Source organism: Flavobacterium reichenbachii (genome assembly GCF_002217435.1).
Classification (GTDB): domain Bacteria; phylum Bacteroidota; class Bacteroidia; order Flavobacteriales; family Flavobacteriaceae; genus Flavobacterium; species Flavobacterium reichenbachii.
In genome coordinates, this window is sequence record NZ_MUHF01000031.1 from 34,820 (window position 1) to 59,404 (window position 24,585).

26 protein-coding genes and 1 pseudogene are annotated in these 24,585 nt (G+C 33.6%); 13 read left to right on the forward strand and 14 right to left on the reverse strand.

Annotated elements, in window-relative coordinates; all coding sequences use genetic code 11:
- Nucleotides 1–1,371 (forward strand): glycoside hydrolase family 28 protein, encoded by a 1,371-nt coding sequence (locus tag B0A68_RS21900; RefSeq protein WP_035690029.1) that lies wholly within the window; start codon nucleotides 1–3, stop codon nucleotides 1,369–1,371.
- A 31-nt stretch (nucleotides 1,372–1,402) separates the two neighbouring features.
- On the opposite strand, the gene B0A68_RS21905 is transcribed toward B0A68_RS21900, so the two are convergent.
- The gene (locus B0A68_RS21905) at nucleotides 1,403–2,194 is read right to left on the reverse strand and encodes a TIGR03915 family putative DNA repair protein (RefSeq protein WP_035690030.1); all 792 of its coding nucleotides are present in this window, start codon (nucleotides 2,192–2,194) and stop codon (nucleotides 1,403–1,405) included.
- A 1-nt stretch (nucleotide 2,195) separates the two neighbouring features.
- Nucleotides 2,196–3,458, reverse strand: coding sequence for a putative DNA modification/repair radical SAM protein (locus tag B0A68_RS21910; RefSeq protein ID WP_035690031.1), 1,263 nt, complete (start codon nucleotides 3,456–3,458; stop codon nucleotides 2,196–2,198).
- Between the two features lie 435 nt (nucleotides 3,459–3,893).
- Between B0A68_RS21910 and B0A68_RS21915 the strand changes: the two genes are divergently transcribed.
- The 5 genes from B0A68_RS21915 to B0A68_RS21935 are packed head-to-tail and all read left to right on the forward strand — an operon-like array spanning nucleotide 3,894 to nucleotide 8,181.
- Nucleotides 3,894–4,727, forward strand: a complete 834-nt coding sequence (locus B0A68_RS21915) for an STAS domain-containing protein (protein ID WP_035690033.1) — start codon at nucleotides 3,894–3,896, stop codon at nucleotides 4,725–4,727.
- Nucleotides 4,728–4,748: 21 nt separating this feature from the next.
- Nucleotides 4,749–5,147 carry an STAS domain-containing protein gene (locus tag B0A68_RS21920; RefSeq protein WP_035690035.1) on the forward strand — a complete coding sequence of 133 codons (399 nt, stop codon included), beginning with the start codon at nucleotides 4,749–4,751 and terminating at the stop codon, nucleotides 5,145–5,147.
- A complete protein-coding gene (locus B0A68_RS21925) occupies nucleotides 5,128–5,541 on the forward strand; it encodes an anti-sigma regulatory factor (RefSeq protein WP_035690036.1) in 414 nt (137 codons plus the stop codon). The genes B0A68_RS21920 and B0A68_RS21925 overlap by 20 nt, the downstream gene beginning before the upstream one ends.
- Nucleotides 5,534–6,547: a SpoIIE family protein phosphatase gene (locus tag B0A68_RS21930; protein ID WP_035690037.1), complete on the forward strand. Its 1,014-nt coding sequence runs from the start codon at nucleotides 5,534–5,536 to the stop codon at nucleotides 6,545–6,547. Before B0A68_RS21925 ends, B0A68_RS21930 begins: the two co-directional genes overlap by 8 nt.
- A 5-nt stretch (nucleotides 6,548–6,552) precedes the next feature.
- Complete coding sequence (locus B0A68_RS21935; RefSeq protein WP_035690038.1) at nucleotides 6,553–8,181, forward strand: PAS domain-containing sensor histidine kinase; 1,629 nt, start codon at nucleotides 6,553–6,555, stop codon at nucleotides 8,179–8,181.
- A gap of 25 nt (nucleotides 8,182–8,206) precedes the next feature.
- Here B0A68_RS21935 and B0A68_RS21940 read toward each other — a convergent pair whose 3' ends face one another.
- Nucleotides 8,207–8,389 carry a hypothetical protein gene (locus B0A68_RS21940; RefSeq protein WP_089069782.1) on the reverse strand — a complete coding sequence of 61 codons (183 nt, stop codon included), beginning with the start codon at nucleotides 8,387–8,389 and terminating at the stop codon, nucleotides 8,207–8,209.
- A 51-nt stretch (nucleotides 8,390–8,440) separates the two neighbouring features.
- Nucleotides 8,441–9,490, reverse strand: coding sequence for a glycoside hydrolase family 130 protein (locus B0A68_RS21945; protein WP_035690039.1), 1,050 nt, complete (start codon nucleotides 9,488–9,490; stop codon nucleotides 8,441–8,443).
- A gap of 211 nt (nucleotides 9,491–9,701) precedes the next feature.
- Here B0A68_RS21945 and B0A68_RS24565 point away from each other — a divergent pair, with 211 nt between their 5' ends.
- Nucleotides 9,702–9,872 carry a hypothetical protein gene (locus tag B0A68_RS24565; protein ID WP_165571371.1) on the forward strand — a complete coding sequence of 57 codons (171 nt, stop codon included), beginning with the start codon at nucleotides 9,702–9,704 and terminating at the stop codon, nucleotides 9,870–9,872.
- A 21-nt stretch (nucleotides 9,873–9,893) separates the two neighbouring features.
- Here the strand turns inward: B0A68_RS24565 and xth are convergent, their stop codons facing one another.
- From xth to B0A68_RS21965, 4 genes and pseudogenes are all read right to left on the reverse strand, one after another.
- Complete coding sequence (gene xth / locus B0A68_RS21950; protein WP_035690042.1) at nucleotides 9,894–10,676, reverse strand: exodeoxyribonuclease III; 783 nt, start codon at nucleotides 10,674–10,676, stop codon at nucleotides 9,894–9,896.
- A 135-nt stretch (nucleotides 10,677–10,811) separates the two neighbouring features.
- Nucleotides 10,812–12,554, reverse strand: coding sequence for an ABC transporter ATP-binding protein (locus tag B0A68_RS21955; protein WP_035690044.1), 1,743 nt, complete (start codon nucleotides 12,552–12,554; stop codon nucleotides 10,812–10,814).
- 88 nt (nucleotides 12,555–12,642) lie between these two features.
- Nucleotides 12,643–13,113: pseudogene (locus B0A68_RS21960) on the reverse strand (transposase); the annotation flags it as partial.
- Nucleotides 13,114–13,236: 123 nt separating this feature from the next.
- Nucleotides 13,237–13,614: a hypothetical protein gene (locus B0A68_RS21965; protein ID WP_035690047.1), complete on the reverse strand. Its 378-nt coding sequence runs from the start codon at nucleotides 13,612–13,614 to the stop codon at nucleotides 13,237–13,239.
- A gap of 334 nt (nucleotides 13,615–13,948) precedes the next feature.
- Between B0A68_RS21965 and B0A68_RS21970 the strand changes: the two genes are divergently transcribed.
- Nucleotides 13,949–14,839 carry a dienelactone hydrolase family protein gene (locus B0A68_RS21970; RefSeq protein WP_035690048.1) on the forward strand — a complete coding sequence of 297 codons (891 nt, stop codon included), beginning with the start codon at nucleotides 13,949–13,951 and terminating at the stop codon, nucleotides 14,837–14,839.
- Nucleotides 14,840–14,878: 39 nt separating this feature from the next.
- Nucleotides 14,879–15,289 (forward strand): c-type cytochrome, encoded by a 411-nt coding sequence (locus B0A68_RS24870; protein WP_035690051.1) that lies wholly within the window; start codon nucleotides 14,879–14,881, stop codon nucleotides 15,287–15,289.
- A gap of 21 nt (nucleotides 15,290–15,310) precedes the next feature.
- Here the strand turns inward: B0A68_RS24870 and B0A68_RS21980 are convergent, their stop codons facing one another.
- From B0A68_RS21980 to B0A68_RS22005, 6 genes are all read right to left on the reverse strand, one after another.
- Nucleotides 15,311–15,940: a DsbA family oxidoreductase gene (locus tag B0A68_RS21980; protein ID WP_035690054.1), complete on the reverse strand. Its 630-nt coding sequence runs from the start codon at nucleotides 15,938–15,940 to the stop codon at nucleotides 15,311–15,313.
- A 412-nt stretch (nucleotides 15,941–16,352) separates the two neighbouring features.
- Nucleotides 16,353–17,471 (reverse strand): DNA polymerase III subunit beta, encoded by a 1,119-nt coding sequence (gene dnaN / locus B0A68_RS21985; RefSeq protein ID WP_035690056.1) that lies wholly within the window; start codon nucleotides 17,469–17,471, stop codon nucleotides 16,353–16,355.
- 106 nt (nucleotides 17,472–17,577) lie between these two features.
- Nucleotides 17,578–19,263: a gliding motility-associated ABC transporter substrate-binding protein GldG gene (gldG, locus tag B0A68_RS21990; RefSeq protein ID WP_035690059.1), complete on the reverse strand. Its 1,686-nt coding sequence runs from the start codon at nucleotides 19,261–19,263 to the stop codon at nucleotides 17,578–17,580.
- On the reverse strand, nucleotides 19,263–19,988 hold the full coding sequence (gene gldF / locus B0A68_RS21995; protein ID WP_035690062.1) for a gliding motility-associated ABC transporter permease subunit GldF: 726 nt from the start codon (nucleotides 19,986–19,988) through the stop codon (nucleotides 19,263–19,265). The genes gldG and gldF overlap by 1 nt, the downstream gene beginning before the upstream one ends.
- 76 nt (nucleotides 19,989–20,064) lie before the next feature.
- Complete coding sequence (locus B0A68_RS22000) at nucleotides 20,065–20,361, reverse strand: putative quinol monooxygenase (protein ID WP_035690064.1); 297 nt, start codon at nucleotides 20,359–20,361, stop codon at nucleotides 20,065–20,067.
- A gap of 228 nt (nucleotides 20,362–20,589) precedes the next feature.
- On the reverse strand, nucleotides 20,590–21,417 hold the full coding sequence (locus B0A68_RS22005) for an SAM hydrolase/SAM-dependent halogenase family protein (protein WP_035690065.1): 828 nt from the start codon (nucleotides 21,415–21,417) through the stop codon (nucleotides 20,590–20,592).
- A gap of 183 nt (nucleotides 21,418–21,600) precedes the next feature.
- Between B0A68_RS22005 and B0A68_RS22010 the strand changes: the two genes are divergently transcribed.
- From B0A68_RS22010 to B0A68_RS22025, 4 genes are all read left to right on the forward strand, one after another.
- A complete protein-coding gene (locus tag B0A68_RS22010; protein ID WP_035690066.1) occupies nucleotides 21,601–22,551 on the forward strand; it encodes a PhoH family protein in 951 nt (316 codons plus the stop codon).
- Between the two features lie 124 nt (nucleotides 22,552–22,675).
- Entirely contained in the window at nucleotides 22,676–23,167 is a 492-nt protein-coding gene (locus tag B0A68_RS22015) for a hypothetical protein (protein WP_035690067.1), read from the forward strand.
- On the forward strand, nucleotides 23,164–23,526 hold the full coding sequence (locus tag B0A68_RS22020; protein WP_035690069.1) for a DUF1801 domain-containing protein: 363 nt from the start codon (nucleotides 23,164–23,166) through the stop codon (nucleotides 23,524–23,526). The genes B0A68_RS22015 and B0A68_RS22020 overlap by 4 nt, the downstream gene beginning before the upstream one ends.
- Nucleotides 23,527–23,664: 138 nt before the next feature.
- A complete protein-coding gene (locus B0A68_RS22025) occupies nucleotides 23,665–24,495 on the forward strand; it encodes a Cof-type HAD-IIB family hydrolase (RefSeq protein ID WP_035690071.1) in 831 nt (276 codons plus the stop codon).
- Nucleotides 24,496–24,585 lie beyond the last annotated feature (90 nt).

The following is a 24,585-nucleotide window of genomic DNA, read 5'->3' on the forward strand; positions in this document are numbered from 1 at the left end:
ATGAAAAAAAATGCACTTTTTACAGTCCTTATACTATCGCTTATTTTTTTATCTTTTAAGAGTAACAGATCACTTGTAACACTCACTGAAGTTGTTGTAAAAGCACCTTTTGAAATGCCTGCGATCAAAATTCCGGATTTTAATAAATGCAGTAAGTTTGTTATTACAGAATTTGGAGCCGTTCAGGGCAATAAAGAAAAAATTTCTGAGGCTATAAATAAAGCAATTTCCAAAGCCAGTAAATCTGGAGGAGGTATTGTAGTAATTCCTGAAGGAGAATGGATTACTAAGAAAATACATTTTAAAAGTAATGTCAATCTTCATTTAAATAAAGGTGCGGTTTTGCTTTTTTCAGAAGATCCTAACGATTATCTGCCAGCAGTTTCTTCTACTTGGGAAGGTTATGAATGTTATAATTATTCGCCTTTGATTTATGCGTATAAATGTAAAAATATTGCCATAACCGGCGAAGGTGAACTAAAAGCAAAAATGGATATTTGGAAAGAGTGGTTTGCAAGACCCAAAGCTCATATGGAAAGTTTAAAAAGACTTTACTATCTGGCGTCTTATAATGAACCTATGAAGAAGAGACAAATGGTAAATGATTCGGCGCATTTTCGTCCCCAGTTTATTCAGTTTAACAGATGCGAGAATATTTTGATGGACGGAGTTACGATTACTAACAGTCCGTTTTGGACTATTCATCCATTTTTATCTAAAGATGTAGTGCTTAGAAATCTTAAAGTTTATGCGCACGGTCATAATAATGACGGAGTTGATCCAGAAATGAGTCAGAATGTTTTAATAGAAGATTGTGTGTTTGATCAGGGAGATGATGCAATTGCAATAAAATCAGGCAGTAATCAAGATGCATGGAGATTGAATACGCCATCAAAAAATATTGTGATGCGCAACTGCATCATTAAAAACGGACATCAGCTCGCAGCGATAGGAAGTGAACTTTCCGGAGGTATTGAAAATGTGTTTATTGACAATTGCAGCGTTGTAGAAGGTGCAAAACTCAATCATCTTCTTTTTATTAAAACCAATGAGCGCCGCGGCGGTTATGTGACTAACATTCATATTACGAATATAAAATCAGGAAAAATCGATGAGGGAATCCTAGGAATTGAAACCGATGTTATGTACCAATGGAGGAATTTGGTACCGACAATAGAACGCAGATTAACTCCCATCAAAAATGTATATCTGGAAAATATAACCGCAGGAGAAGTAAAATTTATTTCAAGAATTTTGGCCCAGAAAGAACTTCCGGTTCAAAATGTTTTTTTGAAAAATATAACTGCAGCTAAAATTAAAGAGAAAAAATCCATTCATGAAAATGTAATAAATTTTGTTTCCGAAGATTGATTTCACTGAACAGCAGAATATAAAAAATTATTTAATGATTATTTAAAATTCTTTTAAGATTTGCAGTTTTCTCCGTGAGATTTTTCCAATAACGTTTTGGCATATGCTGTAAATGTAATTTCATGTTTTTTCTCGATTCAATGTTTACATTATTGAAATACTGAACCCAGAGATTTTGAAAAAACTCTTCTTTTTGATCACAGATTTCAGCAAGAAATTTAGAAGAATTTGTGTCAGCATTAAATTGAAGTTCAACCGTTGTTACATTTTCGAGATCATAATAAATTCCGTATTTGCGTTTAACATCGTAAATGAGCCAGCGCTGATCGGCGTATCGGTTTTTAAAATGATTTTCTATGAGTGGCAGCACATCGCAGTCGGGTTCAATTACAGCATAGTATAATCCATCTTTTGTAAGTTTAAAACGAACAAAAGCTTTCATGCGATGACTTTCTCTTCTTGTCATTTTCGCGGCTTTTCTCACTTCCCAAACCTCATGACTGCCAAAGTCTTCTTCTATATTCTGGGTACTCGAAAAAACGTATTTTACAAATCCAAACATAATTTCTTCAGCCTGACTAACTTCGGACAAAAATGTACTGTAAATCCTTGCTAAACCATCATTAGAAAGACGCTTTTGCAAGCCTGATAAAACCCGCTCGGCCTTTGATAAATCGGTAACGACAAAATAATCAGTCGAAAAAAGCAGTGCAGATGAGGGCTCTTTTTTAGCAAAAACAACATCGGTCAGCTTCAACTCATAGATATCAAAAACTGCGGTAAGCCATCCTTCATAAGTTGCGTCATAAATAACTTGTGTCATATTAGAAGAGAGAAAGTTGAGATGAAAAATCGTTTCTGTATTTACTTTTTTGAGTGTCCATTATGTGATCCTTAATCTGAATCGCCGTATAATCTTTTGTCAATAAAAAGGGTGACGAAAACGCCAAAAAATATTTGGCTCTCGTATACGCAATACCCATTTTTTGCAAATCCTGCGGATCAAGTTTTTTAAATTTTCTGGCACCTACAATTTTCTGAGCACTCAAAAAACCAATTCCGGGAATACGTTTGATCAGTTCTATATCTGCTGTATTAATATCAACAGGAAATTGATGTAGATTTCGCAGTGCCCAGCCAAGTTTCGGATCAATATCCAGATCGAGATTGGGCTGGTTAAAGCCCACAATTTCATTTACATTAAACCCATAATAACGTATGAGCCAATCGGCTTGATACAACCTGTTTTCACGAATAATAGGAACGGGCGTGCCAATAGCAGGAAGACGGTTGTCATTATTACTTATAGGAACATAACCTGAATAATAAACACGGCGCATATTCATCTGCTGATAAAAATAATCTGCCATTCCTAAAATTTCAAGATCACTTTCTTTTGTAGCGCCAATTACCATCTGTGTGCTTTGTCCTGCCGGTGCAAATAAGGGAGCTTTATAATTTTTCTTTCTCTCTTCTTTATGTCCGGCAATTTCAGTTTTAAGATATCCCATTGGTTTAATCACGTCTTTGTGATTTTTGTCGGGAGCCAGCAGTTTAAGACTTTGTTCTGTCGGCATTTCGACATTTAAGCTTAAACGATCTGCATAGATTCCGGCTTCTCTCAATAAATCGTCACTCGCACCGGGTATTGCTTTGAGATGAATGTATCCGTTGAAATTATGTTCTAATCGTAATTTTTTTGCAATTCGCACCAAACGTTCCATAGTGTAATCCGGATTGTCAAAAATGCCCGAACTCAAAAACAATCCTTCTATGTAATTTCTTCTGTAGAAACCAATGGTAAGCTCTACAACTTCATCAACAGTAAAAGCGGCACGTTTTATATCATTACTTTTTCTGGAAACACAATAAGCACAATCAAAAATACAATGGTTTGTGAGCAGAATTTTTAAGAGTGCCACACAACGCCCGTCTTCAGTATAAGAATGACAAATACCATTATTGCTGGCATTTCCCAGTCCCTTATCTTTGTTTTTCCTATTACTTTGACCTGATGAACACGATACGTCATATTTTGCTGCATCAGACAAAATACCCAGCTTTTCCATTACTCTTTCATTTACCATTTTGATATTTTGTTTTTGTAGTTTAATTTAAATAAGAATTTTGAGACCTAATTATTAATAGAGGTAAGCTATTGATAATGATTGAAATAGGTGTTGAATAATTCTTCTATATTTCATACTTCAAATTTAGCTCATATTATAACAATATAAGGGCTGTTCTATGTTATAAAATGTAACAAAATAACTTTTGTTTTTTTAAAAGGAAAATTAATAAGCGCAAATAGTACGTAGAAGATTTATTCTTTTAATAAGATTAAGGCGTTTAGGCGTTTTTAATTTAAAATAGTAAATGCGCATAACCATCCCTAATTTTGAATTTAAACAATTTTAATGCTGTCTATCAATAAACTAGGTTATTTAAGAATTTTTGTACTATTTTGATATAGAGCATCTATTTATTGTTATATTTGTATAGAACACCAAATATCACAAAAAATGCAAAATAACGTCTTAACAGGCTTAAATGATCACGAGAGCAAATTAAATTCAATCTGGATGCAGCTTCTTTTAGAAAGAGGAGCAACAGATGGAGCAACGGAAGAGGAAGAGTCCAAAGAATTTACCGCTCTTTTTTTAGAAGCTTTAAATCAGGGAGGTAATAGCGATAACTTGAATTCTCATGCTTTTGAAAAGCTTTATGATTTACTATCGGGAATTTCAATTTCCAGAGCAAAAAGAGGTTTTTCTCCTAGAGAAACTGCACAATATATGATTTCTTTCAGAGACGCTGCTTCACAGATTCTTTCTGAAATTGCAAAAGATCCTGCAGTTTTATTTGCTGCAAATCTTGAATTAAACGCTGTACTGGATAATTTGATTATTATGAATTTTGAGTCTTATGTTAGAGGACGCGAAGATGTAATTTCAAGACAAACAGATGAAATCAGTGAAATTTCGACTCCTGTTATCCGTGTTTGGGATGGTGTTGTTGCCCTGCCGATTATCGGTACTTTAGACAGTTCAAGAACTCAGATTGTAATGGAAAATCTTTTACAGCAAATTGTGGATACAGAAAGCTCAATTGCTATTTTAGATATTTCTGGTGTACCTGCTGTAGATTCGCTTGTAGCACAGCATTTAATAAAAACAGTAAGCGCAACACGTTTGATGGGTGCAGAATGTATTATTAGCGGTATTAGACCTGAGATTGCTCAAACTGTTGTACACTTAGGAATTGACCTTACAGGAATTATTACTAAAGCTACATTGGCAAGTGCTCTTCAGACAGCATTTGAGATGTTGCAGCTTAGTGTTGTGAAAAGAAAATAATCTATTTAGATTTTGAATGATATGGAAAGAATTCCTATACTTAAGATGGGAGATTTCCTGTTGGTAACCATACAAGTTGATTTGTATGATCAATTAGCAGAAAATCTTGAATCTGATTTAATTAATACAATAAATAAACACAACTCAAGAGGAGTGTTAATTGACATTTCTGCTGTTTCAATCATAGATTCGTTCATGGGGCGAATTCTGGGTAATATAGCAGTGATGGCAAAAATAATGGACGCTCAGACAGTGGTTGTAGGAATGCAGCCAGCTGTTGCTATTACACTTGTTGAATTAGGATTGTCACTAAATGGCGTTATTAGTGCACTAAATGTTGAAAAAGGCATGGATCTGCTTCGCGCAAAAATGTATAATGGCGATAACGAAGGACAGATAGATGATAACGACGACGAATAAAGAAGAAATTGCTATCATAAAAGAGCAGGACGTGGTACCTATGCGTAATCGCGTTCGTGATTATGGTGTAAAAGTAGGTATGAGTATCTTAAATCAAACCAAACTTATTACCGCAGCAAGTGAACTTGTCCGTAATCTTCTAAAATACGGAGGAGGAGGAAGAGTTATTGTCGAAGAAGTTACTAACGGCCGTGATAAAGGTGTTCGTTTAACTTTTATTGACAACGGTCCGGGTATTGTTAATATTGAATTGGCAATGAAGGATGGTTATAGTACAGGAAAGAGCTTAGGTCTGGGGCTTCCCGGGACAAAAAGACTCGTTAATGAATTTGATATAAAAACAGAAATGGGAGTAGGAACAACTGTTACTATAATAAAATGGAAAAATGGATAGTACATTTTCCAGTTACAAAATTGAAGACCGCAGTTTAATTGCTTTTATAAAAAGAGAAATACATAATCTGGCGATTCAATCCGGTTTTACTACACATCGCGCGGCAGAAACTGATATTATTGTCGCAGAATTGACTTCAAATCTTATAAAATATGCAGGTGGAGGAGAATTTTTATACCGATGCTGTAAAGATGAGAAACATAAGGAAATAGAAATATTTTGTATTGATAATGGAGTAGGGATTGATAATGTTGTAAAGATAATGAGAGATGGATACTCGACTTCTAATACGCTCGGAGAAGGTTTGGGAGCGATTAAAAGACTGAGTAATGATTTTCAAATGTATTCTATAAAAAATTGGGGTACAGTTCAATATATTAAAATTGGCGAAAAAGCAGATGCAGGTATTGTACCTGCAGCACCTGTTTTTAATCATGCTGTATTGAGCGTGAATTATCCAGGCGAAAATGTCTGCGGTGATGCATATCATATTAAGTATTCTGAAGATGGTTTTAAGATTTTTGTAGGCGATGGTCTTGGACATGGAGTTAATGCACATGATGCAGTACAAATGGCAATAAAAGTCTTTGAACGATCTACATCCTCAGATGCAGGTACTATACTTAAAGAAATGCATGAAGGCGTAAAAAAAACCAGAGGACTTGTGGCTACTGTAGCCGTTGTGGATTATAAAGCACAAACCTGGAATATCTGCGGTATTGGTAATATTAATACTCGTATTTACAGAGGTTTAGAGAATAAAACATATACACCTTATAACGGAATTATCGGTCTTAATGTTCCGCGAACAATCAGCAGTACTATTGTTCCTTACTTAAAACACCAAATCATTATCATGCACAGTGACGGATTAAGAACGAGATGGAATCTTAACGATATGATGTCCATTATTAAACAAAGCCCAGGAGTAATTGCAGCATCACTGTACAAAGACAACTTAAGAGGTACGGATGATGCAACAATCTTGGTAGGAAAAATAAACTGAGATCTATGAAAGAGATTGTAAAGATAAATCTTGATAACGAAATGGATCTCATATTGGCTCACAAGCGCTCTATGAAAATTGCAGAAATGTGCGGCATGCCTTCTTCTGCGCAGACCAGATTTTCGACTGCAGTATCTGAAATAGCACGATGCTCTATCGCCAATGGTAAAGATTCTATATTGACATTAGGAATTAATGTTATAAAATCGACTCATAAAGAAATATTAGCAGTCATAAATGATTCTATTGATTTAAAAAAGTGCAATCCCGAGGCTTTTAAATATGCGTCCAAAATTTCGGAAAATATTGAATACAGTTTTGCAGATAATTATTCTATTACGCAGTTAAGTCAGAAGGTTCTTTCTCCTGGTCTTCTTTCTGATGCTAAAATTAAAACGTTAGCAGATTATTTCAAATATGAACCGCCTTTGTCTCCTTATGACGAAATAAGAAAGAAAAATATCGAACTTATTGCACTTTCAGAAAAATTAGGAGAAAGTGAAAACCGATACAGGCAGTTATCTAATACTATTCCGGTTTTGATTTGTATTGTCAACGAACGCAATCAGGTGTTGTTGACTAATGATTCACTGCGCGATCATGTAAAAGCTCCATTGAATGTATTTGATAAAAAGGAAATAAAAAAGTTTATACATCCTGATGATGTTGATCTATTATTAGAAAATTGGAGTAAAACTAAAAAGAACAAATCGCATTATGCCGGAGAGACCAGAGTCAAAAAAGACTCTTCGTATATATGGCATTTGGTTTCTATTATACCGAATAAGACAGAAGACGGAACTTTTAACAGCTGGCTGGTTTATTTTGTAGACATTCATGCTCAAAAAACGGTAGAAGAAACTCTCAAAAATAACTCAGAATTAAAAATAATTCAACGGGAGTTAGAAAGTGCCAATTCAAAGCTTATTTTCAAAAATAAAGAATTGCAGCAATTTGCTTATATCGCAAGTCATGATCTTCAGGAACCGCTTAGAAAAATTAGAATAATGCTGTCTCGTGCGGGAGAAGGTTTAACAGAAGAGCAAAAAAATAATTTTTATTTTGATAAAATTACAAATGCTGCAGGCAGAATGTCGGACCTGATCACAGATGTGCTTAATTACTCGAGAATAGATAACAATGCACAAGTATTGTCTAAAGTTGATCTAAACGAAATTGTACATGAAACTTTAAACGATTTAAGTTTAGTTGTTGAAGAGAAAAATGCGATAATCAATCTTAGTAAGCTGCCAGAAGTTTTGGGACTCAATACACAACTGCGTCAGTTATTTTTTAATTTGATAAATAATGCACTCAAATTTAATTCAGGACAGCCTACAGTTACAATTGAAGCATTACCTATTGACACAACAAGCCAGATAACAGCAGATACATTTGCTCCTGTGGGCAATTATCACTGTATCATAATTGCCGATAACGGAATTGGTATGGACAGCCATTATTCAGGCCGTATTTTTGATATGTTCCAGCGTCTGCACGAAAGAGATCAATACGGAGGCAACGGAATTGGTTTGGCGCTCTGCAAAAGAGTGATCGAAAATCACAATGGCGTCCTCAATTTTATTAGTAAACCAGGAGAAGGAACTACTTTCTTTATTTACCTGCCGAGATAAAATTCAGAATCTTATAGTTTAAAGATTAAGCGCGCTTTATATTATTATTTCGGGTAAGTTTTGACTCTACATAATGATGGATTTCAAGAAAGTCATCACTTCCAATTTTTATGATAATACATTTAAATTGTTCCGCCGTTATATTCCAATAAGACGCATAAAATTCAAGGTGTAAATTTTCGATTTGTGTGTTATTTATCGTGTCCATTTGTCAGTTGTTTTAAGGTTTAATGATAAAGTAATAGTTTAATTAAAATCTCTAAATATCTAGAGTAGAAAGGATTTCTTTTATAGAAAACACTGCGCCGCAAACAAACTCATCTGCCGCACCATAATAGATTGTTAGTTTGTCTCCATCAACCACATGACCATTTGTAAAAACTACATAGCCAAAAAAACCGCTTAGTTCGTAATTTTCTTGTGGGAGCATAATAGGTTCTACAGAACGGGCAATAACTTTAGAAGGATCGTTTAAATCCATAAGAAAAGCTCCAAGACAATATTGATGTTCGGCATTGGCACCATGATAGATTTCGAGCCATCCTTTTTCTGTTTTTATGGGTGCAGCGCCCGCGCCAACTCTTGCTCCGTCCCACATTCCGTGTCGTGTTTTTAAAATGCATTGATGATTTCCCCAATGAATTCCGTCGTTTGATTCTGCAAGCCAGATAAAATTCCCGCCAATCTGCGGACTTGACGGACGATGTAATGCATAATATTTTCCGTTAATAAGTTCCTCAAAAATGGCGCAGTCTTTATTATGAGGCGGAAGAATCATACCCTTTGTCTCAAAGTTTTTCCAATCTTTTGTAGTACGCATTCCGACCCCTACACCGTTTTCTGAAACAGCGGTATAAGTCAAGTAATAAGTATCTTCTATTTTGCTTACACGGCAGTCTTCAATTCCAAATTGTTCCAGTATTCCTATACCAATTAATGGCTTATAATCTTCTGGTTCATAAAATTGAATTCCGTCATCACTGCATAAAATTCTTAAATGAGAAAGGGTAGTGAGATAATCCAAACCTTTATAATTTACAACACGTGCATCATTTGCAATAAGATCCGGATCGTTTAAAGGTATTTTTATTATTTCCACTTTTCCGGAAGAATTAATTACCGGAAAGAAAATTACACCTTCCTCCTGAGTAATTGATTCTGCCACTCTGACCAAAAGCCAGGTTTTGTTTTCAAATACAAATACTCCCGGATTAAGCAGACTAATAATCTGTAGTTCTGGTGTACTTGCTGTTAAATCTTTAGGCATTAACAAGGGATTTTCGGGAAAACGTCTGGCAATATCGCTCATCGGATAATTATTAATGGAGTGAATTATAAAGTAAATAAATTCCTTAAACAAATGTCTTATATAATAGAAGTGCAGGTTTATACAATTTTCATTTAATACTCTAAATGATAAACCATAAGATTCTAATAAACATATAATAACGGACGGAAATGATATAAGAAAGATGATAATTGATGCTCTAATTTTATAATCAAACTAAAACTATAAAAAGATGTTCGCAAAAGGTCAAAACGTACAACAGGAATTCGGGAATCAGGTCATGACAGTAATCGGATTTGAGCCTGATTTAATAGAAAATGTCATCACGCAATGGGAAGATGAAGAAGGAACTATTGTTACCGGAAAATTTATGGAATCGCAGTTACAACTAGTAGATGAATAGAAGAAATTGGTATAATTTAGATTATTTTACTTTCAAATCAATTTCTATCCAAACCGGAGCATGATCACTGGTTTTTTCCCAGCCGCGCACATGGCGATCTACACCTCCGGATTTTAATTTTTTAGCTATTTGAGGACTTAGCAAGAAATGATCAATTCTTAACCCAGCATCACGCTCGTAGGCATTTCTGAAATAATCCCAAAAAGTATAAATTTTCTCATTTGGATATAAATTCCGAATAGCATCTGTCCAGCCCAGAGATACAAGCTCCTTAAAAGCTTGGCGGACTTCTGGTCTAAAAAGCGCATCGTTTATCCAGCGTTCCGGCTTATATACATCAAGTTCTGTCGGCATTACATTATAATCGCCTACTAAAATTACCGGAGTATTTAAACTTAAAAGAGTTTCGGCACGATTATGAAGTCTTTTAAACCAGTTTAATTTATATTCTAACTTAGGACCCGGAGCCGGATTCCCATTTGGCAGATAAAGACAGGCAATAACAACACCATTTATAAGAGCTTCTATATAACGACTCTGAAGATCCTCTTCGTCGCCGGGCAGTGTTTTAGTTATTTCCTCAATTTCAATATTTTTAGATAATATAGCAACTCCATTCCATTGTTTTTGTCCGTGCCAGATAGCATTATAACCAGCCTCATTAATAGCTTTTATCGGGAATTTATCCTGAGGCGCTTTTAATTCCTGAAGACATACAATGTCTGGAGCAGTTTCTTCAAGCCACTTTAGCAAAACATTTAATCTGCCGTTTACTCCATTTACATTGTAGGTTGCTATTTTCATAATTCTTAATTGATTTCTATTTCTAATTTACAAATAATAATGATATTTTGCCTGAAATTATTATTTAAAGTTATAATTAAAGTAACTGGTTTTTAATAGATGATTGTCAAGTATTACACTTTATTAATATCTGCTTTATCTTCTCTCGCCAACCTGCTGGCGCCACATAGAATAGTAAAGTCCTTTTTGATCCAGTAATTCCTGATGAGAGCCCGTTTCAGAAATTTTTCCTTTTTCTAAAACATAAATAGTATCAGCATGCATAATTGTAGAAAGGCGGTGCGCTATTAAAATAGTCATTCGTTTTCTGCTCAAAGAGATTTCTCTAATAGTGGCAGTAATTTGTTCTTCTGTTATAGAATCAAGTGCAGACGTAGCTTCATCAAAAATAAGAAGCTGTGGTTTTCGAAGTAATGCCCTGGCGATAGAAAGACGCTGTTTTTCTCCACCCGAAAGTTTCATGCCGCTTTCGCCTAAAACCGTATTTAATCCATGCGAAGCTTTCGCGATGAGTGCTGTCGCCGAAGCCTTATTCAAAGCTTCATTAATCTCGTCATCTGTAGCTGCGGGATTTACAAAAAGTAAATTCTCTTTTATCGATCCAGCGTATAACTGGGTGTCCTGAGTTACAAAACCAATTTGTCTTCGTAACGGATTGTATCGTATTTGATCTGAATTAATTTGATTAAAATAAATACCTCCATCTACAGGAACATAAAGACCTACAAGCAATTTTACTAATGTCGATTTTCCTGAGCCGGAAGGCCCGACAAATGCAATTGTTTTTCCTAAACTTATTTTGAACGAAATATCATCAATGGCATTGTAAGTGGCAGTTTTGTGTTTGAATATTACGTTTCTAAATTCGAGATTTTCTAGTTTTTCAACCTCTATAGAATTTTCTGGACGTTTCTCTATCGGTCTGTTCATTAATCTGTCAAACGTTTTTAAAGAAGCGTCTGCCTCTCTGTAAAGTATAATCATGTTTCCTAAATCCTGAAGCGGCGTAAAAATAGCAGTCGATATAAACTGCATTGCAATGAGCTCGCCAGTAGTAAGTACTTTTCTAAAAATGAGCCATAATAAAATAAACAAAATAGACTGTTTAAGAAGATTAAGCATATTGCCCTGTAAAAAAGACAGTACACTTACTTTTTTAGCCTTTATCATTTCGAGATTGTATATTTTTAAAGTCTGCTGGTTCATTCGTTTAATCTCAGAAAAAGTAAGGCCAAGACTTTTTACCAGTTCAATATTTCGCAGGCTTTCTGTAATTACGCCTGCCTGTTTATCCGTTTGCTTATTTATAGATTTCTGAATGCCTTTAATTCTCTTAGAAACCAAACCGGTCAGAGAACCTAGCAATAATACTCCAACAAAAAATACAGGAACAAGTAACCAGTTTTTATTGATGCTGTACCAGATCAGAAAACCAACTCCAATAAGAGAAGAGTACATTACATTGATAAAGGAATTTATAAAACGCTCAGAATCTGTTTTTACCTTTTGAAGTACAGAAAGCGTTGTACCGCTTCTGCTTTCTTCAAATTCCTGATATGAAAGCCTTAAAGTTTGTTTTAAACCATCATTAAAAATTGACATTCCAAAACCTGCAACAGCTTTTCTGGTAATATAATCCTGGGCAGCTTTACTTAATCTGGCCAATATTCCGATTCCGAGTGCTATACACAGCCAATATATTATTTCTGACAGTAATTCTTTTTCTTCGAGATTATTTTTATTTGTCGCGTATTGATCAATAATTTTTCCGAAGATTATCGGATCAATTAAAGTTAAAAGCTGTGCGATTCCTGCCAGTAATAATGCGAGAAAAATAAGATTACGATGTGGCTGTAGATATTTCCAGAGTATTTTCATTAAGAATTTCTTTTAGAAGAAATCTAAAGTTAAGATTAAAATTCTGGATGGAGTTACATTTGCTTTTACATGATTTTAATATAAATCATTTTTTGGCATTTTCCTTTAAAGTCTTTTTTCTTTGAATAATGAAATTGTCAATTTTTTCAAGAAACTCGCTGTCAAATTCAGAATAAGCTCTCAAATGATATTTCTCGTCTCGCTGGCGCATCACCAAACGAATTTTTTGCACCATCAGCCAGATTGGCTCATAGCGTTTGTGGCCTAATAAATATTGAATTTTTAGAATTGATATTTTTCTTTTTGAAAGGGTGATCAGTTCAATACAAATCATCCAATGCCTAATTGGGAGATTAGAGTTTTCCATTACAGTACCGGAGCGCAAACTCAGACGGCTGCCGCATTTTTTGCATTGAAATTTCAAATCAATACTTCTAAAAGAGTGTTCGTTATGATTGCATTTTTTACAAACCAGACCATTTTCAAGACGTTTGTTTTTGAATTCCTCGATGCAGGTAGATTCATCAGGATATTTTTCGAAAAACGCTCGTAACTCCATTCTTACAATTTGAAAATTATACTTTAAATATAATTTAATCTGCTTAAGAAATACATACTTCTAAAAACAAAAAAGGAATATTCAATCGAATATTCCTTTTGTAATTATGGTAAAAACTTGATTTTAAAGTTTTTGCGCTATTTCTTTTTTATACTTGTTTAAGATAGACTTTGTCATTCCTAAATTAGCCTTTGTAGAATCTACCGCCAGGTAAATGAAATATTCTCCATTATCAGAAACATCAATAATATGAATTTGAGATGTTAAAGTAATCATGACATTATCAATTTCCTGATTGTGTAAATTTAATGCTTTGATCGCGTTCATTTTTGCTTTTACCACCTCAAGGTTAAAAGCAGATGCCAATTCCGGATCAAAATCTGAAAGTACAGAGTGTGAGTAAAAAGACATTCCACTTTTTATTTCTGCAACCGAAACTGCAATAAAACCTGGTACGTTTGTTTTAAGATCTTCTCCAAATTGTTTTAAAAAATCAGACATAGTTATGAATTTAAATTTGCTTATTAAAATTGTATTCTCTTAGATTTCGCGCAAAATTAAATATAGATTATTATAAAATTATCCGCTATTCGTACCGGACTGCTTTATTTAAATGAATTAATTAAAAAATATTCAGTTTTAAGGAATATGAACTATTTTTCTTATTCAAAACAGCACTCTTAATTCCTTTTTTTAAGCTGTATGGAGAGAACTTCTTTACTTAATTATAAGCAGGTTTTCTCCTTTAAAAAATTTTATAATAGAGATTTGATAAAAATAGAAGAAGTATATTGAAGCATTTTTTTTACATTTAACAGATCTTAAATCTGATAATATGGACTTACCAAAAAAAGAAGAAATTAAGCAGGAAGTATTTGATCTGTATGATGATTATGCTCACAACAGACTTTCTCGTCGTGATTTTGTACAAAAATTATCTCTTTATGCTGTAGGTGCACTTACCGTGCCGGCATTGTTGAGTTTTCTCTCACCAGATTATGTAGAAAATTTGCAAATAAAGCCTAATGATCCCAGAATTACAGAAACCTATATAAATTATAATTCTCCAAAAGGCGGCGGTACAATCAAAGCATTATTGTGTATTCCTAAAGATCATAAAAAGAGGGTGGGAGGTGTAGTTGTTGTACACGAAAACAGAGGATTAAATCCTTACATTGAAGATGTAGCAAGAAGAGCAGCATTGGCAGGATTTATAAGTCTTGCTCCAGATGCGTTAAGTCCGCTAGGCGGCTATCCAGGAAACGATGATAAAGGACGCGAAATGCAGAGCACAAGAAATAGAAATGAAATGCTGGAAGATTTTATTGCTGGCGCAGAATATCTCAAAAATCATGAATTCTGCAACAAAAAAGTTGGAGTAGTAGGGTTTTGTTTTGGAGGATGGATCTCTAATATGATGGCTGTCAGAGTACCGGATTTAGCGGCAGCTGTACCTTTTTATGGAGGGCAGCCAACGGCGCAGGAAGTTCCAAATATTAAGGCACCGCTGCAATTGCATTATGCAGGATTAGATACTAAAGTCACAGATGGATGGCCCGCTTATGAAGAAGCCCTAAAAGCGAACAATAAAGAATATACAGCTTATATCTATCCTAATGTTAACCACGGTTTTCATAACGATTCGACACCGCGCTACGATAAAGCTGCAGCAGAATTAGCATGGAAACGTACCATTGATTTTTTTAATGAAAAATTATCAAAATAGTTTTGTGTTGAATTATAAGATCCTTATTTTTTATTGAATATGATTAGAACAATATTTTTGTATGCAGTCGGTTTTCTGATTTTTACACTGGCTGTGTTTTGTTTTTTATTTAATAGTAATCAACCAGTTCAATTAGGGTGTGCGACTCATTCACCGCAATATTTTTGCGGTACTAAAGATACTCCACAAGATGCCGTGGCGGGAAAAGAAGTATTCAATAGAACTTGTGCGGCATGCCATAAATTAGATGCTAAATCTACAGGCCCTGCTTTAAGAAATACGGATTCTATTATTTTTAAAAAATGGATAATAGAAAGAAATGCAAAAATTGACACCACAAAGCTTTACAAACAAGCAATCGATTATCATCGGTATCTAGCTAAAGAAAGTATGGATTCTTTGGATATAGAAAACCTGTATCATTTTATTAATCGAAAACCTGTTTATTAATATGGATTAAAAGCTGTTAAATTATTTTTGAACTTCTTTGATAGTCTGAACAAAAGCTTCTACAGGCTGTGCCCCAGAAACAGCATATTTGCGATCAAAAACAAAGAAAGGAACGCCTTGAACGCCAATTTCTTGTGCTTCGGCGATATCATCCTGAACTTCTTTTAAAAATTGATTTTCATTTTTCAGAAGTTCTAAAACTTCGTTTTGATCTATTCCCGCTTTATACGCCAATTCAATTAATGTTGGTCCGTCATTTAGATCTCTTCCTTCAGTAAAATAAGCCTTAAAGAAAATTTCCTCCATTGCATCTCCTAACTTTTTGGTTTTTGCTAATTGAATGATTCTATGCGCTTCCAACGAATTCGAAATAACAGCTTTTTCAAAATGATAATCTAAACCAACGCTTTTTGCACGTTCAGTTACACCTTTGTGCATTTCTATTGATTGTTCTACAGACATGCCTTTTCTCTCGGCTAGAAACGTATATACATCTTTGCCGGATTGCGGTGTAATGGTTGGATCAAGTTGAAAACTTTTCCACTCAATTTCAAATTCATTGTTAGGAAATTGAGCCAAAGCCGATTCCAATTGTCTTTTTCCGATATAACAAAACGGACACATGATGTCCGACCAAATTTCTATTTTCATACTGCAAAGTTAAAGAAAATTTGTTTTAGGTTTTTATTTGTTTAAAGTTTCAGGTTTCAAGTTTCAGGTTTGTACGTATTGTGTTTTATTACCGCAAAGGCACAAAGGTTTACGCAAAGTTCGCAAAGCTTTGTGAACTTTATATTTTATAAAACGTTATAAACACGAGAAAAAAAACTTTTGCGTGCTTTGCGGTAAAATCTAAAAAAGTTAATCGCATTTCAAACCTGAAACTTGAAACCTCAAACCTGAAACAAAAAAAAATCCCAAACTAAAAAACCGCAACTCTTATAAAAGAATTGCGGTTTTTAGGTATAAAAAATGGTTGGTTAATAGCGATATTTTTTTTTACAATGATATATCTTTAAATTTAAACTAAAAAATATCCCTGTAACAAAAAGAAGTTTTGATGTTAACTATTTAACATCACGGGCATTACAAGCATAGTAACTGTTTCTCCTTCTTCTAGACCGTCAACAGGAGTTAGAATTCCGGCTCTGTTTGGTAATGACATTTCAAGCATAATCATATCTGACTGCAGGTTTGTAAGCATTTCTGTTAAGAAACGAGAATTGAAACCAATTTGCAAATCATCTCCTTGATAATCACAAGTCAATCTTTCTTCTGCTTTGTTTGAGTAGTCAATATCTTCAGCAGATACATTTAATTCTGCTCCTGCAATTTTTAAACGAATTTGGTGCGTAGTTTTGTTTGAGAAAATCGCAACACGACGAACAGAACTTAAAAATAAAGAACGATCAATCATTAATTTATTTGGATTTTCTTTTGGAATAACCGCTTCGTAATTTGGGTATTTTCCATCAATCAAACGACACATTAAGATATAGTTGTCAAATGAGAAAGTCGCATTTGAGTCGTTGTATTCAATTTTTACTTCAGCATCAGAAGATCCTAAAATACTTTTTAAAATATTCAAAGGTTTCTTAGGCATGATAAAATCTGCAACCTGAGATGCTTTTACATCTGTACGCGCATATTTTACCAGTTTGTGTGCGTCTGTTGCAACAAAGATTAAACCTTCTGGAGAGAACTGGAAAAATACTCCAGACATTACCGGACGTAAATCATCGTTTCCGGCAGCAAAAATAGTTTTACTAACCGCAGTTGCCAATACTTCTGCAGGAACTAAAGTTACAGATGGCTCCTCTAGATGTACAGCTTTAGGAAATTCTTCTCCGGCTGCATATGCTAAAGCATATTTTCCAGAATTTGAACTAATTTCTACTGTATTATTGTCTTCAACTGTAAAAGTTAAAGGCTGTTCTGGAAAAGTTTTTAAAATTTCAAGTAAAAGTTTAGCAGGCACAGCCACACTTCCTTTACTTGTAGAATCGATCGATAATGAAGCAGACATTGTCGTTTCAAGATCAGAAGACGAAACTGTCAATTCATTATTGTCTAGTTCAAATAAAAAGTTATCTAAAATAGGCAGTGTATTGTTACTGTTGATAACACTACCTAAAACTTGTAATTGTTTTAATAAGTACGAACTCGATACTATAAATTTCATCTGTTTTATTTTATTTTTTGATGTTTCTTTAGTTATTAATGACTAAATATACTGATTACAAATATATCGTAAACTATCTAAAGTATTACATTTTTTTTATTAACATCTATTTGCTGTACTTTCTTTTTCTGATAAAGGTAAATGCCAGTCCAAAAACCAATAAAATTAGAATTGGAAGTCCGATAGTTATGAATTGTGTTGTGCTGTAATTTTCATAAACTTTTTCTTTGTCCAATAAAGGCAGTTCTACGTCTTTACTTCTAATGTTAATAAGTCCGGTATCATCCAGCAGATAATTGATACAGTTCATCATAAAATCTTTATTGTCATAAAGGTTTCCTGTGCGCTGATCGTAACCCAATTCTACCGGTTCAAGGTTTTTATCTAATTGATTTCTGGCAAGATCTCCATCAGAAATTACAATCATTTTAGTAGGTTTGCTTTTTGCTGCAAACGAATTCTCTTTAAAAGGCAAAACGCGATTCTCAAAAGCAGAATGAAAGGAACCTTCTAGTAAAACGGAAAGCGGTATGTTTCCTTTATTAAGATAATCTTCTGGTGAAGTTTTCTCTGTAACAATGTTTAAACTGATTTCTGCAGGACTTCCAATCTTTTTGGAATATTGAGACGATTGTAATAAAATTGTTTTTTTGATTCCGTTTTTTAAAGTATCAATCGGATTGGCAAAATCAAATCGAATACCGCCTAAATTTTTCACAATCGGATGCTTGCTTACAGGATAAACCTGAGGCGCAAATTTCCATATAAAATCTTGATATTGAGTTGCACTTCCTTGCTCTCCAGTTGCCAGCTTTATTGGGCTTCCTTGTTCGTCTTTTACCAGATCCGGATTAATTCTGAATCCATATTTAAAAAACATATCATTTAAATTCAAGTCTCTCGGGTATGCTAATGTAGCACCAGACTGATTGTAAAGGCTGTCCATATCGGCAGCAACCTGATCGATAAGCCACAGTGTTTTACCTCCATTCATAATAAACTGGTCTAAAACTTGTTTTTCTTCGTCAGAAAAAGTTTCAGTTGGTTTTGAGATAATTGCTAGATCGTATTTTTTTAGAGCATCTAAAGTTCCGTTTGGATTTTTTGCAACAGAATCTAAGGTAAAAGGTCCGATGTAATAGCTTTCGCGAATCTGCATCAGCATTTTGGCAATATGAATTTCTTTCATTTCACCATTACCTCTTATAATCGCAACTTTTTTCTGCTTGGCTTTGGTAATTTTATTAAGGGCGTCTGCAATAGAATATTCTAAATGCTGAATCGATCCAATTACTTTTTGCGTCGTAGAAGAACCCATAATATTTTTAAGCAAAGGAATATTTACTTCTTTATTATTGTAAACCGCAACTGCCCACGGAAAAACCATTGCCTGAGATTGTTTTCCCTTATCATCAACCGTGATGTTTATTGGAGTAAGGCCTTTTTGAAAAAGTGATTTTGTCAAATCTGCACTTTCCTCTTCATTCTCAAGCGGATTTACAAATTCGAAAGCGATATTGCTGTTGTAAGCCTGAAATTCTTCTAATAATTGTCTGGTTTCCTGCTGCAGACGCACAAAATCTGCAGGAAGATTTCCATCCATATAAATTTTGATGGATAATGGATTCTTTACTTGCTTTACAATATTTAAAGAAGTTTGAGATAACGTATATCGTTTGTCTTTGGTTAAATCAAATCGGTGGAAATACAAACTTCCGAGTACATTTAAAACAATTAAAATAAAAATTGTAATACCTAATGTTTTAATATTTTTTTGAGTTGATGCTTTCATTAGGCCTTAAAAGATTTTAATTTATAAACGGTAAAAGACAAGAATAAAATGGTTATGCTCAAAAAATAAATAACATCTCGGGTGTCAATTACTCCTCTGCTCATACTTTTATAATGATCCTGCATACCAAATCCTGAAATAATTGCAGAAGAGCCTGGAGCCAGTGATGCTAAACCTTCAAAACCAAAATAAAAGAAAAAACATAGAAAAACAGAAATAATAAAAGCAACAATTTGATTTTCTGAAAGGGTAGAAGTAAAAATTCCGATTGCGGCATATGAAGCAATTAAAAATAACAATCCGAAATAAGAACCTATTGTGCTTCCCATATCAATATTTCCTTCGGGCAGACCTAGATTTGAAATTACTTTTACATAAATAAAAGTTGGAACAATTGCCATTATGATTAAGAATAAAGATCCTAAAAATTTTCCGTTTACAATTTCCCAAATCGACAAGGGTTTGGTTAAAAGCAATTCAAGAGTTCCTTGTTTTTTTTCGTCAGAGAAGCTTCTCATGGTTACGGCCGGAATAAGGAAGATAAAAATCCAGGGTGCTAAAGTAAAAAATGGAGTTAAATCTGCATATCCTGTATTCAGTATATTGTAATCTCCTTGAAAAACCCATAAAAAGAGTCCGTTGCTGATTAAGAAAATCGCAATGACCAAATAGCCGATTGGGGAGCCAAAAAAGGATTTTATTTCTCTTAAAATGATTGATTTCATTCGTGTTCTTTTGTTTTTATTGTTTCATGTTTCATGTTTCAAGTTGCCCGCTTAACGTGAAACTTGAAACATGAAACTAATTTAAACTTACCAATTTATCCACGCTCCACGCTTCTGGTTTTGCATTGAATAGTTTTTTTGTAAAATTCCATACTGTATTAAATAGTTCAGAATTTCTGTAATTTTCTAAATCTGCTTCGGTTTCCCAATAACTGTAAGTAAAGAAAATACATTTGTCATTTTTATCCTGATATAATTCTAAAAAACGATTTCCGTCTGCATTTCGTATTTTATCTTTCACAGATTCAAAAATCTCCAGAAAATCCGGAATTTTATCTTCGTGAAAACTCATTTTTACTATTTTTACGAACATATATTCAATTTTAGATTTCTGATATTAGATTTTAATTGAAAATCGCTTACAGGTGCGCAAAAATACCAAAATTGATTGTTGTTTTTATAAAAAAATAAAATAATCTAAAACCTAATTTTTTATCTTCAAAATACTCAAACATAACCTGCGGTTTCAACCACGGGAACACAATGCAGGTGAAAAATTTGTTTAGATCTGCTAAATCTGCGTGCCAATTAATCTAAAGTTTTATGAAAACTTAATCGTAATCACATCGCGGTAATTTAGTCCCAATAAACTATTGGCAGAACCCACTTTAGAAGGATTTCCTCTAAAAATAGCAATTTCAAGAAATCCGGCTTCATTAAAAATAGCCAGCTTTTCGCCTTCGTAAGTTTTTATCGGATACTTATCAGAAGTAGCAATGGCGGAGTAGTTGGGCAGAATTGTTTTAATGCTTTTTGGTTTCATTACAATCTCATACGGACGGCCTTTTGCAGCTTCTAAAAATTGCTGTTTAGAGATATTCGTCACCACGTTCCCAAAATGATCAATATAAATTACATATCCTTTAAGCGAATTCCCGTCGCTGGCAACTATTGCCTGCAGTTCAGTAACTTCTTTTACGCCCGTAATTTCTTTTCCGATAACATTCAATAAACCACCTTTGGCAATATGACAGGCAACTTGTATAAAAATATCTAAATCTGTAGATTCGATCGGAAAGCGATCATGAATATTTACAGCGACAATTTTTTGCGGTACAATTTTTTGTGTGAGCATGCTCAGAATTCCATTATCAGCGCAAATGAAATAATGATCGTTCCACTGCATGGCAATATGCTGATTCTCTTTATTGCGTTCAAGATCAACTCCAATTAAGTGAACGGTTCCTTTTGGAAAGCTTAAATAAGAAGCTCCGATAACATAACTTGCTTCGGCTGTGTTAAATGGGTCAATATCATGAGAAATATCAATAATTACAGCCTCTGGAAACTCTGATAAAATTTTACCCTTTAACGAACCAACAAAGTGGTCTTTTAAGCCGTAATCAGTAGTAAGGGTAATTATTGACATAATTTTGTTTATAACTATTGGTAGTTTTTAAATCTAATTTTCATTAAATTTGAGAAATGCAAATCTAATAATACTAAATGCAAATTGAAAGAAAGAAAAGACAAATTGCATTGAAAGATATGAACATACCCGACAACAATAGATTTACAAAACAAATTTATTTTTAATTTAAAACTACCTCATTTGAACGAAAGAATAATCGAGCTAATAGATATCGCTCCAAAAGAGTTTTGGGGTGCTCAGGACAGCCATCTTGAAATCATCAAAAAGTATTATCCAAAGCTTAAAATAGTAGCGAGAGGAACAACTTTAAAAGCATTTGGCGAAAAGGAAGTGTTAGATGAATTCGAAAAAAGATTTCAGAGATTAATGCTCCACTTTACCCGATACAATAACATCGATGATAACGTAATTGAACGTGTAATTATGAGTGATGGTCAGGATGATAAAAGATCTTATGATCATGACAAAATATTAGTTCACGGTGTTGGCGGTAAAATAATAAAAGCCATGACGCCTAACCAGCAGCTGCTTGTAGATACCATCAAAAAAAATGATATGGTATTTGCAGTTGGTCCTGCCGGAACCGGTAAAACATACACAGGTGTAGCAATGGCAGTTAAAGCACTTAAAGAGAAAGAAGTAAAAAGGATTATTTTGACAAGGCCGGCGGTAGAAGCAGGTGAAAATCTTGGTTTTTTGCCCGGCGATATGAAAGAAAAACTGGATCCTTATATGCAGCCGCTTTATGATGCTTTACGCGATATGTTACCCAACGAAAAGCTCGAAGATTACATTTTAAAAGGAATTATTCAGATTGCGCCTTTGGCATTTATGCGCGGGCGAACGCTTGACAATGCCTTTGTAATTCTGGATGAAGCACAGAATACAACTCACTCACAGATGAAAATGTTTTTGACCCGTATGGGAAAAAACGCCAAGTTTATGATTACAGGTGATCCTGGTCAGGTCGATTTGCCTCGAAGAACTATTTCTGGTCTTAAAGAAGCTATTTTGGTTTTGAAAGACGTTGACGGAATCGGAATTATTTATCTTGATGATAAAGATATCGTACGTCACAGATTAGTAAAAAAGGTAATCGATGCTTACAAACAAATAGAAAACCACGATTAATTATAGTGAAATGTTAAATGTAAATCGTGAATTGTGTTTTAACATTTATTGATATTCGTTTTATTCATATTCTTTTTAGAAATGAGTAAAACGAATATTTTTTTTAATTTTTAATAACTATTGAATGAAGTTTAAAGCATTTAGTTTTTTATTGTTTCTCTGTTTGATTTCGTGTCAAAAAAAGGAAACTCCTAAAAATAAATTTACTGGAACTTGGTATGATACGGAATATATAGTTCCAGGAAAATCAAGTATCAAAATAAATGCTGATAGCAGTTTTAATTATAGAGGTGCGGGGTGTGATTGGAGAGTATTTTCGAAAGGAAAGTGGAGAATGATTGGCGATTCTATTGAATTAAACAGCACAAAAATAGATACTTGTTATATAGCTTTTCCTTTTTTAGATTGCACTTTTTTTGACAGGAAGGATAAAGCGCCTTTACCATTATTGACAATGCCAAATTGTGAACCAGATGAAGGAAAAAGCTTTTGTCTTTTTACAAAAGAAATATTTTATATTAAAAATGATTCATTGATTTGTAAAGTAAAGCCAGAATCAAAATGTCCTGATACTTTGAAAATTATTTTTGCTAAAACTCAAAAAATCAGAAAATGAAAAGTATAGATGATTTTTATTTAAACCAAGAAGAACCTATAAAAGGGATACTTTTCGCATTAAAAGAAATCATTTTAAAACAGGACCAAGACATTACAAATGTGCTTAAATACGGAATGCCGTTTTTTTGTTATAAAGGAAAGATGTTCTGCTATTTGTGGATTCATAAAAAAAATAAACAACCATATATCGGAATTGTAGAAGGGAAATATTTTGATGAACCGTTTTTGCTTCAGGAAACACGGTCCAGAATGAAAATTATGTTGTTTGATATTGATCAGGATTTACCTTTAGAACAAATTGAAATGGTTGTTCAGAAAGCACTAAATTTATATAAATCGGGAATTATTAAAATTTAATTATTTAAAATTCAGTATTTGATGAAATAGTTAAATAAATAATAAACTTCTTCATTTTAAAATCTACAACTGCTCTAAACTTTGGTCTTCTGAGCTTAAAACCATAAATTTGTACATCATAAACATTTGATTATAAATATGACTAAACTTAAAAATATAAAAGTTGTCGTTACAGATTTAGACGGAACTTTACTCAACACGCAGCACAGAATATCAGATTATACCAAATCAATTTTTCAGGAACTTCACAATCAAAATTATCTTATTGTTGTGGCTACAGGGCGTCATCATCTTGATGCTATGGCAATTATAGATAAGCTGGAAATTCCGGTTTATTTGGTAAGTTCAAACGGAGCGAGAATCCATTCGCCGGAAAAAGAAGAACTTTTTGCATTTAATTTGGATAGTGATATTGTAAAAGCAGCTTTAAATGTTGAAATAGATCCTGAAATTACAGTGGTTTTATTTAAAGAAAACGTTTGGCAGACCAATAAAATAAGTGAAAAACTTAATGCTTTTCAGGAAAAATTAAATTACCGTCCAGAATTAGTAGATTATAAAGCTTTAGAGGATTTTGGCGCTATTAAAATTTTCTTTTCCTGCGATAATCATGAAAAATTAGTAAAATTAAAAGACGATATTTTAGCCAATTCATCAGAACATCTTCATCATGCTTTCAGTCTTCCGACTTGTTTAGAATTTATGGATAAGTCTATCGATAAAGCTGTTGCGATCGAAACAGTTTTAGAAAAAGCAGGCTTTACGCTGGCAGAAGCAGTTTCCTTTGGTGATGGTTTCAATGATGTGCAAATGTTATCTGTATCAGGAAAAGGACTGATTATGGGGAATGCTCCGGCATTATTAAAAGAAACACTGCCGAATCTCGAAGTCATAAAAACAAATGCCGAAGACGGTGTCGCAAGGTTTATTGCAACGAGAATTCTGGATAAAGAATTTGCTGCAAGTTAAATTTAAGAGATACATTTTTAGAAAATCCTCGAAAACCTTATTTTCGGGGATTTTTGTTTTTTAACATTCATCAAAAATAGTTCTTACAAA

Excerpts from the sequence above, each read along its gene's own strand:
- B0A68_RS22005 (WP_035690065.1), bottom strand. The coding sequence starts at position 21,417 with ATGTCAATAATTACCCTTACTACTGATTACGGCTTAAAAGACCACTTT.
- B0A68_RS21920 (WP_035690035.1), top strand. The coding sequence starts at position 4,749 with ATGGAAAGAATTCCTATACTTAAGATGGGAGATTTCCTGTTGGTAACC.
- B0A68_RS21925 (WP_035690036.1), top strand. The coding sequence starts at position 5,128 with ATGATAACGACGACGAATAAAGAAGAAATTGCTATCATAAAAGAGCAG.
- B0A68_RS22000 (WP_035690064.1), bottom strand. The coding sequence starts at position 20,361 with ATGTTCGTAAAAATAGTAAAAATGAGTTTTCACGAAGATAAAATTCCG.
- B0A68_RS21970 (WP_035690048.1), top strand. The coding sequence starts at position 13,949 with ATGGACTTACCAAAAAAAGAAGAAATTAAGCAGGAAGTATTTGATCTG.
- B0A68_RS24870 (WP_035690051.1), top strand. The coding sequence starts at position 14,879 with ATGATTAGAACAATATTTTTGTATGCAGTCGGTTTTCTGATTTTTACA.
- B0A68_RS21910 (WP_035690031.1), bottom strand. The coding sequence starts at position 3,458 with ATGGTAAATGAAAGAGTAATGGAAAAGCTGGGTATTTTGTCTGATGCA.
- B0A68_RS21915 (WP_035690033.1), top strand. The coding sequence starts at position 3,894 with ATGCAAAATAACGTCTTAACAGGCTTAAATGATCACGAGAGCAAATTA.
- gldF (WP_035690062.1), bottom strand. The coding sequence starts at position 19,988 with ATGAAATCAATCATTTTAAGAGAAATAAAATCCTTTTTTGGCTCCCCA.
- B0A68_RS21935 (WP_035690038.1), top strand. The coding sequence starts at position 6,553 with ATGAAAGAGATTGTAAAGATAAATCTTGATAACGAAATGGATCTCATA.
- B0A68_RS21955 (WP_035690044.1), bottom strand. The coding sequence starts at position 12,554 with ATGAAAATACTCTGGAAATATCTACAGCCACATCGTAATCTTATTTTT.
- B0A68_RS21945 (WP_035690039.1), bottom strand. The coding sequence starts at position 9,490 with ATGAGCGATATTGCCAGACGTTTTCCCGAAAATCCCTTGTTAATGCCT.
- B0A68_RS21980 (WP_035690054.1), bottom strand. The coding sequence starts at position 15,940 with ATGAAAATAGAAATTTGGTCGGACATCATGTGTCCGTTTTGTTATATC.
- B0A68_RS21900 (WP_035690029.1), top strand. The coding sequence starts at position 1 with ATGAAAAAAAATGCACTTTTTACAGTCCTTATACTATCGCTTATTTTT.
- B0A68_RS22025 (WP_035690071.1), top strand. The coding sequence starts at position 23,665 with ATGACTAAACTTAAAAATATAAAAGTTGTCGTTACAGATTTAGACGGA.
- gldG (WP_035690059.1), bottom strand. The coding sequence starts at position 19,263 with ATGAAAGCATCAACTCAAAAAAATATTAAAACATTAGGTATTACAATT.
- B0A68_RS21905 (WP_035690030.1), bottom strand. The coding sequence starts at position 2,194 with ATGACACAAGTTATTTATGACGCAACTTATGAAGGATGGCTTACCGCA.
- B0A68_RS22020 (WP_035690069.1), top strand. The coding sequence starts at position 23,164 with ATGAAAAGTATAGATGATTTTTATTTAAACCAAGAAGAACCTATAAAA.
- xth (WP_035690042.1), bottom strand. The coding sequence starts at position 10,676 with ATGAAAATAGCAACCTACAATGTAAATGGAGTAAACGGCAGATTAAAT.
- B0A68_RS22015 (WP_035690067.1), top strand. The coding sequence starts at position 22,676 with ATGAAGTTTAAAGCATTTAGTTTTTTATTGTTTCTCTGTTTGATTTCG.
- B0A68_RS24565 (WP_165571371.1), top strand. The coding sequence starts at position 9,702 with ATGTTCGCAAAAGGTCAAAACGTACAACAGGAATTCGGGAATCAGGTC.
- B0A68_RS21930 (WP_035690037.1), top strand. The coding sequence starts at position 5,534 with ATGGATAGTACATTTTCCAGTTACAAAATTGAAGACCGCAGTTTAATT.
- dnaN (WP_035690056.1), bottom strand. The coding sequence starts at position 17,471 with ATGAAATTTATAGTATCGAGTTCGTACTTATTAAAACAATTACAAGTT.
- B0A68_RS21940 (WP_089069782.1), bottom strand. The coding sequence starts at position 8,389 with ATGGACACGATAAATAACACACAAATCGAAAATTTACACCTTGAATTT.
- B0A68_RS21965 (WP_035690047.1), bottom strand. The coding sequence starts at position 13,614 with ATGTCTGATTTTTTAAAACAATTTGGAGAAGATCTTAAAACAAACGTA.